Source organism: Burkholderia sp. BKH01, assembly GCF_025685725.1.
GTDB classification, from domain to species: Bacteria; Pseudomonadota; Gammaproteobacteria; order Burkholderiales; family Burkholderiaceae; genus Burkholderia; species Burkholderia pyrrocinia_C.
The window spans coordinates 101573-116070 of sequence record NZ_JAOTQT010000004.1 but is presented as its reverse complement, the minus strand read 5'-3'; the positions used below and the strand labels follow the sequence as shown (position 1 = coordinate 116070).

The following is a 14498-nucleotide window of genomic DNA, read 5'->3' as shown; positions in this document are numbered from 1 at the left end:
CACCAGGCGCTTCATACGGCCAGATCGCTTACCGTGTCGGCGGGATATGAAGCAGCGTGGGCTGCGTGAGTACCTCTGGCTTGAGGATCTCGTCGAGTTGCTGCCTGGACAGCAGCCCCCGCTCGAGCACGATGTCATAGACTCGGCCGCCCGAAGCATGTGCCTCCATCGCGACGGATGTCGCGTTGGCATAGCCGATGTACGGATTGAGCGCCGTTACGATGCCGATCGAGTTCTCGACCGACGCGCGCAAGTGCTCCGCGTTGGCCGTGATTCCTTTGACACATCGCTCGGCGAGTGTCAGGCAGCCATTGCGCAAGTGGGTCACACTCTTGAACAGGCTGTGCGCAATGATCGGCTCGAAAGCATTCAACTGGAGCTGACCGGCCTCGGCCGCGAAACTCACGGTGACATCGTTGCCGATGACCTCGAACGCAATCTGGTTCATTACCTCAGGGATAACCGGGTTGACCTTTCCCGGCATGATGCTCGAGCCGGCCTGCATGGGCGGGAGGTTGATCTCTCCAAGACCCGCGCGTGGGCCGCTGGAGAGCAGACGCAAGTCGTTGCAGGTTTTCGAGAGCTTCACTGCCACGCGCTTGAGTACGCCGGACAACTGGACGAAAGCGCCACAGTCCTGCGTCGCTTCGACGAGGTCAGGTGCCGTGACAAGCGGAATACCCGTAATTTCCCGGAGATGCTTCAGGACGAGCGGTGCGTAATCGGGGTGCGCGGTAATGCCCGTTCCGATCGCCGTCGCGCCCATGTTGATTTCGCAGATCAGCAGTGCCGCCTCTCGAAGTCGCTCTTCATCCTCTCCGAGCATCACGGCATAGGTGCCGAACTCCTGACCGAGCGTCATCGGCACCGCATCCTGCAATTGCGTACGCCCCATTTTCAGAATGCCCTTGAACTCCAGTGCCTTGGCTTCAAAAGCGTGCCGCAAAATCTCCATCGCCTCGATGAGACTCAGGATGCCGAACCAGGTCGCGACTTTCAACGCCGACGGGTACACGTCGTTGGTGCTCTGGCCAATATTGACCTGCTCGTTCGGATGCAAATACTGGTATTCGCCCTTCTTCCTCCCTAACAGTTCGAGTGCGCGATTCGCGATGACCTCGTTGGCGTTCATGTTGGTCGAGGTCCCGGCGCCCCCCTGGATCACGTCGACCACGAACTGATCGTGCAGCTTGCCTCCCAGCAATTCGGCGCAGGCACCGACGATCGCGTCACACCGCGCCGTGTCGAGCAGACCCAGCTCATGATTCGCCAGTGCGGCAGCCTGCTTGATGCAAGCGAGTGCCTTGATCAACTCCGGATAGACAGAGATCGGCGAACCGGTAATTGGAAAATTCTCCAGCGCACGTAGCGTGTGAACGCCGTAGTAGGCGCCAGCGGGAACTTCACGATCTCCCAGCAGATCATGTTCGGTTCTAAACGAATTTTCGGTAGCCATGGATATGCGCCTCAAACGGAAACGGCGTTGATCGGGTTTGAAGACCCCCTTGAATCTCGAGGAGGACAAAATATGACGCGATCGCAATGCCGATTTTTCGTGATTCGCGTCGATTCAGGCACCGGGCGTGGCGGCTTCCGTGAAATCGCCACGCCGATCCCCTCCTTCATGGTCTGCGCTGCCCGTTCAGCGCCGGACGCCGTTGAACAGCGCACTCGAGCCGCAATCAAAAGGTGCCGGAGAAGGCCTGCTGGACCTTGCCGGGGTTCGTTACGCCGTTCGCGATGAGCAGCTGAGTGAGCAACCGCGCCTTCTGCGGATTCAAATCAAGCGAGACGACGAAACCACGCTTGTCATCTTCGACCTCCACGTTTCTGTTGACGAACCCGGACATCACACGCGTCGAGCGGACCACGACGATCCCCTTTTTCGCTGCCCGGTCGAGGGCATCCAGCGCTTCCTTGGACGCATCTCCGTCGCCCTCGCCCGCCAGCACGATGCCCTTCGCGCCATCGGCAATGGCATGGTCAATCTGCAATCCGTCCATGTTGCTATGCGCATACACGATCTCTACGCGCGGCAGGCGACCATTCGCCGGCAGGCCAAAAGCATCGCGTGTCGATGCAAGCGCCGGCGCAACAAAACGAATGCTCGCCGGATCGACATAGCCAATCACACCCGCGTTCGGCGAAGCAAACGTCTGCACGGCAGTCGTATTGGTCTTCGTAATCCAGCGCGGCGCGTGAATCTGATCATTCATGACCACCATTACACCTCTACCTCGGGATTTCGGACTTGCCGCCACTTCCACCGCTTCGTAAAGATTGTTGGGGCCATCCGCGCTCGTCGATCCGCCCGGCCGCATCGACCCTACGAGTACCACCGGCTTGTCCGAGCGCACGACGTTCTGGAGAAAGAATGCCGTTTCTTCCATCGTGTCCGTGCCGTGGGTGATCACGATGCCATCTGCTTCGTTTCGATCGAAGGCTTCCCGGATCCGGTGCGCAAGCCGAAACCAGATCTCGTCGCTCATGTCCTGCGACCCGACATTGGATATCTGCTCGGACTTGATGCCTGCGAGTTTTTCAATGCCCGGAACCGCCTGAACCAGTTCCTGGCCCTTGACGTTTCCCGAGTTGTAGCCAATAGCCGAACGCGGGTCGGCTGTGCCGGCAATCGTGCCACCGGTTGCGAGGACAAGGATCCGCGACGGTCCGGCTGCCGGATTTGCCGCCGCAGCGGCCGTTGCGTTATCCGATGCTGTGTCCGCAGCCCACACGCCGGCGCCATTCAATGAACAGGCGCATGCGAAAAGCGCGGCGGCAATCGTTGTGCGCGACCTGCGCAGACAGGTGGCTTGCCGGTGGGTAGTCTTGATGTTCATATCCAGTCTCCTGAAGGAATTCAACAGCGAAAAGAATGACGTCGCCTATCAATGTCATTATGGAGTACTACTTTTATAAAGGGCCCACGTTCCATTCGATATGTTCGGCGAAGGTCGATTGACCCACGTGGCCGCCCGATATGACCGCCGAACATCCATACGTTTGTCGTGTATGTCGCTTTGGTCAGCGAAACCGACCGGGTCAGCCTGCTGATCGGGTAACCGGCCGCTCCGCTGCCGCGGTCGCCAGGGCGACGCATTGCCGTGCAAGAACATCGGTCGGATCGACAAGACTGACGCGTGTGCCTGTCCTTCCCACGAAACTACCCTGCGGCAATAAAAGCGGCAGTTCGGTACATCCCAGTACGATGACTTCGACACCTTCCGCAATGAGCCCGTCAATGGCAGCGGAGATATCGTCGAGGCAACGTCCGGTGGTAAACCCCGCTTTCACCCCTGCCGTGCCGTAGATCGCTTCCATCACCCGGGCCTGCAATTCCGCTCCAGGCACGATTTGCCGCAACCCTTCCGATTCCAGGGCTTTCTCGTAGACTCCGCTTGCGATCGTCCCCGAGGTAGCCAGCACGCCGACGCAGGAAATCAGCGGAAACATCGCCCGGAGATGGCGAACCGTAACAGTCAGCATATTGACGATCGGGATGCCCAGATACGGTTGAATGCGTTCGACAAATGCATGGGCGGTATTACACGGAATGGCGATGATGTCCGCGTCGCCCGACTCGAGCTTCTTGCAGGTCGCGTAAAGCGAAATGGTCGGGTCGGGACCGTCGCCGATCAAGTTTTCCGTGCGGTCGGGAATCTGCGGATTCTGTTCGATCAGAAGCCTGATATGGTCCTGGTCGCGATTGGCCGGCGTGTTGCGTACGATCTTCTGCATGAAGTCCACCGTCGCCGCGGGGCCGACGCCACCCACTACGCCGACTTTGAAAACGGATTCGGGCAAACCGTAATTGCCTGCTATCACGTACTGCGCATACGCAAGATTCGAGTCGATCAGCGGTACGCGAAACGGGCCCATTTCCTCTGCCACGAGCGCAATTTCCGTCAGGCCTGGCACGATGATATTTGCGCCTTGCTCGACGAGGTCCTCGCACGCCTCGCGCAGCAGCGCGACAGGCCGGCCACACAGGTTGCCGCTCTTGATGCCGTCGGCGCCGTAGACAGCTTCGGTGATGAGATCGATACCGTCGCGTGGGCGGGGGTAAATAACCTCGAATTCCGGCGCCGCGAAATACTTTTCAAAGAGCCCTTTTCGACGGGAGTAGTCCGAGGTCAACACGCCGATTCGCCGGGCGGCCGGAAACTTCCTTCGAACATGGCTGCGAACGGCTTCCACCATATCGACGATCTGCAAGGGCGAGTTGGCCTTCAGCTCGTCGATGAACGTATGACTGATGAAGCACGGGAGTACCACGGTCGTCACGCCCCGCCTCTCGAAGCCGCGGATCATGTCGAAAATGTATAGCTTCCGTTGGGTCGTCGCTTCACCACCACTGGCCGACCCTCGAAAGGGATGCTGCTCGAAAATGACGTCGACGTGCTCCGCATCGCTCGATGCAGGCGTCGATTTGACGAGCTTGAAAAAGACATCCGCGCTAGCCAGTGGACCCAGGCCGCCCACCACGCCGAATTTTCTCCCGCTCAGCACGTTTGCGCCGATCATTTCGTTTCGCCCTGCAATTGGGCCAAGGCAACGCTGTTCGCTCCATCTTCCTGCTTGGCGAGCCGCTTCAACTCCCACTTGGCAATGACGGCGGTCGAGATACTGTTACCGATCACGTTCGTAGCGGTTCGCCCCATATCGAGAATCTGATCGATGGCGAGAATCAGCACCACACCGGACGGCGGCAGATGAAACATCGGCGCAACTGCGGCGACCACCACCACGGAACCTCTTGCGACACCGGCCATTCCCTTGCTGCTCAACATCAGGACCAGCAACATCATGATTTGCGTTCCGACCGGCATGTCGATGCCGAATGCCTGCGCAATGAAAATCGCGGCAAACGCCTGGTACATCATCGATCCGTCGAGATTGAACGCGTAGCCGAGCGGCAACGTAAAGCCAACGACCTTCTTGTCGATACCGAACGCTTCCAGCTTCTCGGTCAGACGCGGATAAGCGGCCTCGCTGCTCGCGGTCGAAAAGGCGAGCATCGCGGGTTCACGGACAGCTCTCAGCAACTTCCAGATCGATTTTCCCAGGAAGACATGACCGACGACGATGAGGGCAATCCAAAGCAGGACCAGACCGAGGTAGAAACTGCCGACGAGCTTGCCGTACGTGGTCAGCACATCCAGGCCGTTCACCGTGATCGCGGATGCCAGGGCGCCGAATACACCCACGGGTGCGAGCCGCATCACATAGTCGGTCAGCTTCAGCATTGCAGGGACGAGCGCATCGATGCCAGCGATCAACGGTGTGACCCGTGGGTCCTTTTTGATCGCACTCAGAACGACGCCAAACAGCACGGAAAAGACGAGGATTTGCAGGATGTCATTTCGCGCCATCGCATCGATGATGCTGGAAGGAAACGCATGCGTGACGAAGTCCTTGAAGTTCAGACCCGCGGTGTTGAGACCGGTCGCCACATCGGCACTGGTCTGCGTCATATGCAGCCCCGCGCCGGGCTGCAGCGCATTCGCAAGGACGAGGCCAAGCGCGAGCGAGAAAAGCGACGCGCACACGAACCATCCCACCGACCTGAACCCGATTCTGCGCACGTCGCTCGTCCCTTCCATGCCGGCGAGCCCGGATACCAGCGTGGCGAAGACGAGCGGCGCGATGATCATCTTCACAAGGCGCAGGAAGATGTCCGTGATGATCGAGAAGTACCCTGCGATTGCCTTGGCTTCCGCAGCACCGGCGACGCTCCGATGGCACACGTAACCGACGGCGACGCCGAGCACCATGCCAGCCAGAATATAGAAAGTTAAGCGATTTTTCATTTCCATCAGTCCGAGGAATGCGCACCAAGGTCTGACGCGACCACGGTACGCTGGCAGGAGGCAAAAATGTCGCTAGCGGGGCGACGTTTCTGTGTATGGGACGGATGATAGAGATGATCGAAAAAGCCTCGATGCGGGTCCTGCATGGGGATATGCGAACCTCACATAACGCGGGATAACCCCTAATCGGAGGCAGGCGACGCGGCACGAAGATGGCGCCAGAGCGTGTCTAGAAACTCATTGCGATTCGATGCATCGCGGTAGACGCGAAGTTCGATTTCGAGGTTCCATGCGTCCCGGCCCGCTGGAACCAGTTCGCTCGCGCCGAGCTCGTCGACAATCGAGCTTTTCGGAAGCCACGCGACTCCTTCGCCTTCCAGGACCAGTTTCTTGACGACCTCCGCCATGTCGGACTCGTAATGCAGCCGCAAGGCCGGGCTCGTGTCGACTCGACTCAAAAGGAGTGCGAGGCAACGGCCGAAATAGCTGGTTTCCGTATACGAAATCAACGGCAATGCATGGGCCACCGTTCCAGGCAACCGGAACGCAGGCCCACCACGCGGGTTTGGCCGGCAGACAGGCATCAGTAAATCGACACCCACGGCGAGATGCTCGTACCTGGTCGGGTCGAGATGGAGGGGAAGCTCCGGGTGATGATAGGCAAACATCAGTTCACAGTTGCCGTTCACGAGCATCAGGATCGAGTCGTGGACATTGGTGGGTATCACCCGGGCACGTACCTCCCCGAAACGCGCAGTGAGCGCTTTCAACCAGCCGGGCAAGAAACCTAGCGCGATCGTATGACCCGCCGCAATCCGCAAGCCTTTGCCCGCCATGCGCTGGTCATTGCGAATGATGGCTCGCGTATCGAACAGCTTTCCCAGTATGTCTACCGCTGCCTCCCGAAACAGTTGTCCGGCAGGCGTCAGGGTTGGAGGGAAGCTGCTGCGGTCGATGAGATCCGCGCCAACCCACTGCTCGAGCGACTGAATGCGCCTGCTGAACCCCGACTGGGTGACGTTCCGAAATTGCGCCGCCCGCGAGAAGCTCTGATACTGCGAGAGCGCAATGAAGTCCTCAATCCACTTGATTTCCATTTCTGGTCCTGTAACAAGGCGGCATCTTCTGCGAGATCGATCGATTCTACGCCCGGCCCCTTTCCCGATACCGTCGCGGGAAGCGGATGTCATCAGGCCGTGCAAGACCGGTGCGCTCCGGCTATCGATGCGTTCAGGCTCCGTTCAACTTTGCGACGCCCGGCTGAAAGGTGCGGGTGACGACGTGCGGGCCGCTGCCGTCTTGGACTGGATAGTCCCGGTAGTCTGAAAACGCGTAGTTCAACAGGCTGGCGGCGCCCGTTATCCGCGCACCAGCCGTTGGCGCACCCAGGAGCACGGCAAAGACTCGCCTGGTCATAGGGGGTGACGTCTGCTTTCTTTTCGCGGTTGCGACGATGCAGTAGCCGGCCGCCTCGGTATGACCCGTCTTCATGCCGTCGACCGACGGGTCCTTTCCAAGCAGCCAGTTTTTGTTTCGCTTCTCGAACTTGCCGAATGCGAAATGCTGCTCCGACGAGAATGCGTAGTACTCCGGGAAGTCCTTGGTAAGGCGCAAGGCCAACGTGGAAAGGTCACGAGCGGTCGAGTAATTTCCCGGCGTCGTAACGCCCGACGGCGTCGAGTAATGGGTATGTTTCATTCCTAGCTGCCGTGCGGTTTCGTTCATGAGCTGCTTGAATCCAGCTAGCGAGCCTCCAACGCGCTCGGTCAGGACAAGTGCGGCATCGTTGGCAGAGGCGGCAATCAGACCGCGGACGAGCGCTTTGACCGGCACCCGTTGCCCCGGTACCAGATACATTCTGGCCTCGTCGTTTCCGACTTCACCGATGTCCGCGGCGCCCACCTGCACTTTCTCGTCCCAGCGCACGGTTCCACGCTTCAACGCGCCGAGTACGATGTACGCTGTCATGAGTTTGGTGAGCGATGCCGGCTGACGCTCGGCGTCCGCGTTATGCTCCACCAGCATCTGAGCGGATTCGCCGTCAACTACCATCCATGACACGGCCTGGACGTCAGACGGTGGCTGCGCGGCCGCACCTCCGGCTGTCACGCATGAAGCGATTACCGCCGTGACGAGAAGGCATCGAAAAAGAGAATTGGAAAACCGGAACGTCAAGTTTGAAACCTGCGTGAAGACATTGTTGGTCTTGCAAACGACGTTTTCCGCGGCAACTACGCGGCAAGTCACGTTGCATGGACAGGGCCGCTCATCTTAGACGCGTGAAGAGCATGGCTCCATGCCGCTTTCGCATGACGTCATGCTGAATCAGCAAACTCAAGACTTTGGATCACTAAGCGATAGCGGTCGAACTGTCGTCAATCGACGAGCCCAGACACCTTCGACAAGATGGCCGACAACGCGTGATGCGGCCCATCGAGCAACAAGACATAACCTGTCCGGGTGCCTGCTTCAGGCTCGACGGAACGACGTGCCGTTTGCCGGCCGAAGCCGATCCCTGCCCGAGCGCCTTACCGGCAGACGCCGCCCGCATCCCATCCGATCCGGTCGAACAGCGCGCGCAGCTTCGCGCCGCGCGCCGCGTTCAGCGCGGCCGCATGCGCGACGCGTCCGGCGAGATGCGCGCGGAAGTCCGGATGCGCGTCGCGGTTCTGCGACGCCGGTCCGCTCCGGATGCAGTTGGTCAGGATGGCCTTCAGGAGATCGAACTCATCGCGCGCCAGATTCGGATGTCGATTGACGACCACGCCGGCCAGCTGCTGCCGCGTGCCGCGCCGCATCACGCGGGTCTTGCGCAGGTGCAGCGCGAAGCCCTCCTCGAGCGCGATCGCGGCGACCCTGACCTGCAGCCGCTCGACTTCGCGTGCGAGCGCGCCGCCGCCCGAAAACGCGAGATCGTCGGCATAGCGCGTATAGGTCGCATCGAGCGAACGCGCGAGCGCGGCGAGCCGCATGTCGAACCGGAATGCGCCCAGGTTCGCCAGCGCCGGCGACGTCGGCGCGCCCTGCGGCAGGTGCCGGTTGCGGTAGCGCTGCCGGGCAATCCAGTCAAGCCGCTCGCGCAAGTCCGGCGCGAGCAGCCGCGCCGACGGCACGCGGTTGGTGCACAGCCCGGTGAGCGTGCGCGCGACTTCGGCCGGATACCCGAGCGTGACGAACAGCGCATGGACCCGTGCGGCGCGCACCGACACGAAGAAATCCGCGAGATCGAAGCGGACGACGACGTCGCGATTCGCGTGCGGCGCCGCAAACGACACGATCCCGCGCCCCTTGCGAAAACCGTGTACGGCGCCGTGCGGCGCAATGCGATCGAGCAGCCCGTGCAGGATGCGGCGCTGCGCTTCGCGCAGCCGCCCCTTCGGGATCTCGACCACGCGGCACCCGCCGCTGCGCTTGTCGACCGCAACGTACGTGTAGTGATGCAGCGGCGTCGTGCCGCCGCGTGCGTCGACGCGCCAGTGGTCGGACAACCAGTCGAGCTCCGGCACGCTCACGCCGAGCCAGCCGGCGAGATCGCCGGGCGTCGCCCATTGCGGCACGTCGCAGCCGGCGAGCGGCGCCGGCAACGGGCGCTGGACCGGCGGCCGCCGCACGACGCGGATCACGGCCGGCCGATCGTCGCCGTACCACGCGCGCACGAATCCGGGCGCATCGGCCAGGTCCGCCGCCAGCGCATCGAGGTCGGCATCGGCCCAATTCGCGCCGAAGCGCGCGAGCGCGGCATCCGCGGCTTCGTGCGTCCACGGCGGCGCAGCGCCGAGCACGGCCGTCATGCGGGCGATGACGCCAGCGCGTTCGGGCGATCCGGCCAGCATCGCCTCGGCAATCGTGCGAACGGTATCGAACAGGGATGCGTACATGGAAATCGATGGGCGGGACGATGAGCCAACGTGACTGGTGCTGCGAGAGCCGCCGTTGCGCAACGCGCAACGTCCGCTCTTGCGACGCATCGGGGTATCGAGCTCATCCACGGGGTAGCCCCGTAGTCCTGGAACATCGGCTGCCTGTTCCGGGCGTGTGCTTGACCCACCGGCCCGCGTCGGGACTTTAAAGGCCGGGAATGCAGGATGTCAAACCCGCCGGCCGTCGGCGCCGCCGCGGCGCGCGCGAGTTCGACGAAATCTTCAAGCCATTTCAGTTGCATGGCTCGGCTCCTGGGCGCGCGGCGAGACGCTGCGCAGTGGTTGCGATTCGCACTTGCGGCGAATCGGCAGGCCAGCGTCGGGCGTGCGCCGCAGGCCGCGAGTGGCGCCCGCTCCTACAGCGCGTGCGGCGCATCGCGCAGCACGGTGCGCAATGCGGTATCGAACGGCGTTGCGTAATCGATCCCGAGTTCGCGCACGCGCGACGCGTCCAGATGGCAATCGTACGGGCGCGGCGTCGCGTCGGTCGGCTTGTCGATCGGTGCGAGCGATGCGTCGATGCCGAGCGCGGTCGCGATCCGCCGCGCGATGTCGTACTTCGTCATCGGCTCCTCGCCCGACCAATGCCGGATGCCGGCGATGGACGCGCCCGCGAGATGACGCAGCGTCAGGTCGCGGATGACTTGCGCGACGTCCGGCGTGTAGGTCGGATAGCGGATCGCCCATGCGTCCATGCCGACCGCGTCGGCACCCGGGCGCGCGGAAGCGACGATCGCGGGGACGAGGCTCGTGACGGCCGATTCGCTCCAGTCGGCGATCGGGCCGTAAAGCAACGGCAGGCGCAGCACGCACGACAACGGCGATGCGGCGAGGAGCGCAGCTTCGCCTTCCAGCTTCGTGCGGCCGTAGATGTTCAGCGGGTTCGGCGTGGCGTCTTCACGGTAGGGGGCCGCCCTCCCGTCGAATACGTAGTCGGTGGAGATGCCCAGCGTCCATGCGCCATATCGCGCGGCGAGCGCGCCGATGCGGGCCGGGGCGGTGACGTTGATGGCGCGCGCGGCGGCCGGGTCGCGTTCGCACACGTCGGGGCGGCGTTCGGCCGCGCAGAGGATGACGGCGGCCGGTTTGCGGGTGTCGAACAGGTGTTCGAGGGACGGCTGGTCGAGCACGTCGAGTCGGGTGACGTTTTCCGGCGGCAGCGCGAGAAGTTTTGCGCCTGCGCTTTGCGGGTTCCGGATGGTCGCGAGCAGCGTCAGCGACGATTCGCGGGCCAGCGACGCGGCAACCGCGCGGCCGAGCAGGCCGGAGGCGCCGATAAGGAAGACGGTCGGGAGTTCGGTCGACGAGCTTGGGCTTGGCATGGGCGGCGATTCGGGTGACGTGGAGAGGCGCGGGGTCGCGTTCGGCGTTCGAGCGGTGGTCGTTCGGAGGATAGCGGAAAAGGTGCGCGACTGATCACCCGCAAGCGACGATCGAGCCGTACGACGCGGGTGCGCTGCCCACCGCGCTTCGGCACGACGCCGGCTCCGCAGGCGAAGTCGACACACCGTGTGGCCGCCGCCCCGCGTGCGCAATCTCCTAAACCGTCTCACCCCATCCATCGCCGAAAAGACAAAGCCCGGCACACTTCCGCGCACCGGGCCCGTCACACCGCACCGAAACTTCGCGATACCTTACTTCCGGTCGAACGAATACCGCCCCGGCCCGGTCAGCGCGAGCAACAGCAGCCCGCCGATGATGCTCACGTTCTTGTAGAAGTTGATCATCGCCATGTACTGGTCCATGCCCTGCAGCGCCCAGTAGCGATGGCCGATCAGCGCGGTCGCGAGCGTATAGGCGGCGAACACCAGCGCGAGCGGACGCGTATAGAAGCCGATCGCGATCAGCGCGCCGCCGGCCAGCTCGACCCCCACCGCGATCGCGGCCGCCAGCTCGGGCGCCGGGTTCCCCGTCGACGCCATGTACGCGACCGTGCCCGAGAAGCCGTTCAGCTTCTGCCAGCCGAACAGCACGAACAGGATCATCATCAGCACGCGAGCCGCCAGCAGCAGCTCGTCCTTCTTCGACTCCAGCGAAATGTAACGCATAGCAATCACCCTTGAATTGACGGTTTGATGCATCCGCTGCCGATGCGCGCCGAATCGGCGCACCAGTCCGGCAACGGACCACTCCTCGCACGATCGGACAGCGGGCCGGTCGGCCCGTCGCCGAAGAATCCGTCCGGTTGCGCCATTCCTGGCGCGCTCCGGATCGGTTCTGGCGAAGCACGGGATGAAGTCTACTGTCTCCTCGTGAATCATCAATCCTTCACAAAGCGATTCGCCGTCTCTATTTAGTTGACAATTGGACGCAACAAGGCCGTTACACAGCGGCTGACGGGGGCAGCGCAAGCGATTCCCGGCCCCGCGCAAATCAATTCGTTCTCGTGTTTCCGGATCAGAAAAACTACCGGGCTTCTTCCGGGCCACCTTATCCAATCGATATTGTTTTCGCCAATTGACACGTACCGGTCACAACAACGTGTCTCGACAGTTATATAGCGGCACGTTCGACGTGCGACTCAAACGCTGTCGCTTCAGTCCGGAAATTCGACCGCCTTTGCAATCTGCGAACCATCTTCTTTCGAGCAGTGACACATGGCCCGGAAATGCCGATTGGCAAACGAAAACGTTTCACGTGCATGCAGCCTGATGTCGTGTATGACGGGGTATCGTCTGCCGGACAAGGCTCACGGCTCGACACCGACCACGAAGAACACCCGCCCCCACTCAGCTGCTTCGCCGGATGTTTAGCGACATGAGCGAAAAATTCCCCATCAAACATTCATGCTTCCAGCAAGTTTTAAATAGCCGCAAAAATCACTGAATAAATATAATTAAAATCATGTGTTTACGCCGAAAGATTGCGGACTCCCGTCACACACTCTCCCGCCCTGCCCCTGTCTACAATTTTCTCAATAAACATTACAAAAAATTACCAATTAATACCGGTTTAAATATACGATGGCGCACCGATTCGTTCTTACGTTTCCCCGACGCCTGCCGTGAACCCCGGCATGCGTTGCGCGGGAGGCAGCATGCAGGCGAATCGCGACGAGGCCGCCCGGATCACCGCAAGCGGCCTCGGCAGCCGTTCGTCGCAGGATCGCCTTTCAACCGGAGCCCACCCATGCCAACGAACACGCCCGTCAGCAGCGGCGCGAACGCGAACAGCCTGATGCAGCAGGCGGCGCAATCGATCATCAACGGCTCGACCGGCAATCCGACGATGGATGTCGGCACGCTGGTCAAGACGCTGGTGAACGCGAAGACGGCCGGCCGTGCCGCGACGCTTGCCGCGTCGCAAGCGACCGGCAGCACGCGGATTTCCGCATTCGGCGCACTGTCGTCGGCGCTGGGCGCGCTCCAGGCGGGCCTCACATCGCTGACGAACGGCGGGCTGCAGTCGACGTTCAATGCCGTCGCGAGCGGCAAGGGCCTGACCGCGACGGCGGGTGCGGGCGCGGTCGCCGGCACCTACACGGTCGGCGTCACGCAGATCGCGACCGCGCAGGCGCTGTCGTCGTCGGGTTTCAACGGAACCAAGGCACTCGGCACCGGCACGCTGACGCTGTCGCTCGGCAGCCAGTCGTTCAAGGTCGAGGTCGGCAGCACGAACAACACGCTGTCGGGCGTCGCGGCCGCGATCAACGCGGCGTCGAACAACCCGGGGATCAGCGCGACGGTCATCAACGGCACCGACGGCGCGCACCTCGTGCTCGCATCGTCGAAGACGGGCGCGGCGAACGCGATCAGCGTCGCGGTCGGCAACGTGGCCAACGACAACGGGCTGTCGAGCCTCGGCGTCACGTCGACGGCCGACACGGCCGGCGGTGCGTCGAAGATCGAATCGGCGAACAGCGCGGCCGCGTGGCGGCAAAGCGCCGTCGCGCAGGATGCGAAGTTCACGATCAACGGGATCGCGTCGACCAGCGCGAGCAACGCGGTGTCGGGCGTGCTGACGGGCATCACGCTGAACCTGTCGGCGGCTGCGGTCAGCACGACCGATACGCAGACGCTGACGGTCAGCACCGACACGAAATCGCAAGCGGCGACGATCACGAATTTCGTGAACCTGTACAACACGGTCGTCAAGACGATGGGCGCGCTGACGAGCTACACGCAAGGCGCGAACTCGCAGGGCGCGCTGATCGGCGATTCGACGCTGAACGCGATCCGCAACTCGCTCGCGTCGATCGTCGCGCGCGGCGTCGACAGCGGCGGCACCGAGAAGGGTAACGGGCACGCGAACCTGCTGTCGATCGGCATCAAGCTCGAGAAGGACGGCACGCTGAGCGTCGACAGCGCAAAGCTCGGCGACACGCTTTCCGCCAACCCGACGGCGGTCGCGCGCCTGTTCAATCCGACGACCGGGATCGGCGCGCGCCTGGCCGAGCAGATCACGCACTTCACGAAGAAGGATGGAATGATCGACGTGCGCACGAACGCGTTGAACGCCGATCTGAAGCGCATCACGCAGCAGCAGTCGGATCTGTCCAACTACGCCGAGCAATTGACCAAGCAATACCAGGCGCAGTTCACGGCGCTCAATACGCTGATGGCCAAGATGAACTCGAACACGCAGTACCTGACGCGGCTGTTCGGCGGCGCAAACAGCAGCGGCACGCTAGCGAAAAGGTGAGTGGCCGCGCATCGCGGTGACCGCTTCGGCGGTTCCCCCGCAGTGGTTCGAGTGGTTCGAGTGGTTCGAGTGGTTCGAGTGGTTCGAGTGGTTCGAGTGGTTCGTGCAGTTCGTGCCGCGGCGGCGC

10 protein-coding genes are annotated in these 14498 nt (G+C 62.2%); 1 reads left to right on the top strand and 9 read right to left on the bottom strand.

Features of this window, described 5'->3' with window-relative positions; all coding sequences use genetic code 11:
- Positions 1 to 28: 28 nt before the first annotated feature.
- The 9 genes from aspA to OEJ37_RS08295 form a co-directional block, all read right to left on the bottom strand.
- Complete coding sequence (gene aspA, locus OEJ37_RS08335; RefSeq protein WP_263343953.1) at positions 29 to 1456, bottom strand: aspartate ammonia-lyase; 1428 nt, start codon at positions 1454 to 1456, stop codon at positions 29 to 31.
- 226 nt (positions 1457 to 1682) lie between these two features.
- Positions 1683 to 2840: an asparaginase gene (locus OEJ37_RS08330; protein ID WP_263343952.1), complete on the bottom strand. Its 1158-nt coding sequence runs from the start codon at positions 2838 to 2840 to the stop codon at positions 1683 to 1685.
- Between the two features lie 202 nt (positions 2841 to 3042).
- Positions 3043 to 4524 carry an aspartate/glutamate racemase family protein gene (locus OEJ37_RS08325; protein WP_263343951.1) on the bottom strand — a complete coding sequence of 494 codons (1482 nt, stop codon included), beginning with the start codon at positions 4522 to 4524 and terminating at the stop codon, positions 3043 to 3045.
- Positions 4521 to 5810: a dicarboxylate/amino acid:cation symporter gene (locus OEJ37_RS08320; protein WP_263343950.1), complete on the bottom strand. Its 1290-nt coding sequence runs from the start codon at positions 5808 to 5810 to the stop codon at positions 4521 to 4523. The genes OEJ37_RS08325 and OEJ37_RS08320 overlap by 4 nt, the downstream gene beginning before the upstream one ends.
- A gap of 182 nt (positions 5811 to 5992) precedes the next feature.
- A complete protein-coding gene (locus OEJ37_RS08315; RefSeq protein WP_175919929.1) occupies positions 5993 to 6907 on the bottom strand; it encodes a LysR substrate-binding domain-containing protein in 915 nt (304 codons plus the stop codon).
- A gap of 133 nt (positions 6908 to 7040) precedes the next feature.
- Positions 7041 to 7985 (bottom strand): D-alanyl-D-alanine carboxypeptidase family protein, encoded by a 945-nt coding sequence (locus OEJ37_RS08310; protein ID WP_411859248.1) that lies wholly within the window; start codon positions 7983 to 7985, stop codon positions 7041 to 7043.
- A gap of 353 nt (positions 7986 to 8338) precedes the next feature.
- Positions 8339 to 9688, bottom strand: coding sequence for a reverse transcriptase family protein (locus tag OEJ37_RS08305; protein WP_263343948.1), 1350 nt, complete (start codon positions 9686 to 9688; stop codon positions 8339 to 8341).
- A 398-nt stretch (positions 9689 to 10086) separates the two neighbouring features.
- Positions 10087 to 11052 carry a dTDP-4-dehydrorhamnose reductase family protein gene (locus tag OEJ37_RS08300; protein ID WP_263343947.1) on the bottom strand — a complete coding sequence of 322 codons (966 nt, stop codon included), beginning with the start codon at positions 11050 to 11052 and terminating at the stop codon, positions 10087 to 10089.
- Between the two features lie 312 nt (positions 11053 to 11364).
- Positions 11365 to 11778, bottom strand: a complete 414-nt coding sequence (locus OEJ37_RS08295) for a DoxX family protein (RefSeq protein ID WP_152856031.1) — start codon at positions 11776 to 11778, stop codon at positions 11365 to 11367.
- A 1081-nt stretch (positions 11779 to 12859) separates the two neighbouring features.
- On the opposite strand from OEJ37_RS08295, the gene fliD reads away from it, so the two are divergent.
- Positions 12860 to 14371: a flagellar filament capping protein FliD gene (gene fliD / locus OEJ37_RS08290; RefSeq protein ID WP_263343944.1), complete on the top strand. Its 1512-nt coding sequence runs from the start codon at positions 12860 to 12862 to the stop codon at positions 14369 to 14371.
- Positions 14372 to 14498: the final 127 nt, after the last annotated feature.

Excerpts from the sequence above, each read along its gene's own strand:
- OEJ37_RS08330 (WP_263343952.1), bottom strand. The coding sequence starts at position 2,840 with ATGAACATCAAGACTACCCACCGGCAAGCCACCTGTCTGCGCAGGTCG.
- fliD (WP_263343944.1), top strand. The coding sequence starts at position 12,860 with ATGCCAACGAACACGCCCGTCAGCAGCGGCGCGAACGCGAACAGCCTG.
- OEJ37_RS08300 (WP_263343947.1), bottom strand. The coding sequence starts at position 11,052 with ATGCCAAGCCCAAGCTCGTCGACCGAACTCCCGACCGTCTTCCTTATC.
- OEJ37_RS08320 (WP_263343950.1), bottom strand. The coding sequence starts at position 5,810 with ATGAAAAATCGCTTAACTTTCTATATTCTGGCTGGCATGGTGCTCGGC.
- OEJ37_RS08305 (WP_263343948.1), bottom strand. The coding sequence starts at position 9,688 with ATGTACGCATCCCTGTTCGATACCGTTCGCACGATTGCCGAGGCGATG.
- OEJ37_RS08325 (WP_263343951.1), bottom strand. The coding sequence starts at position 4,524 with ATGATCGGCGCAAACGTGCTGAGCGGGAGAAAATTCGGCGTGGTGGGC.
- aspA (WP_263343953.1), bottom strand. The coding sequence starts at position 1,456 with ATGGCTACCGAAAATTCGTTTAGAACCGAACATGATCTGCTGGGAGAT.
- OEJ37_RS08295 (WP_152856031.1), bottom strand. The coding sequence starts at position 11,778 with ATGCGTTACATTTCGCTGGAGTCGAAGAAGGACGAGCTGCTGCTGGCG.
- OEJ37_RS08315 (WP_175919929.1), bottom strand. The coding sequence starts at position 6,907 with ATGGAAATCAAGTGGATTGAGGACTTCATTGCGCTCTCGCAGTATCAG.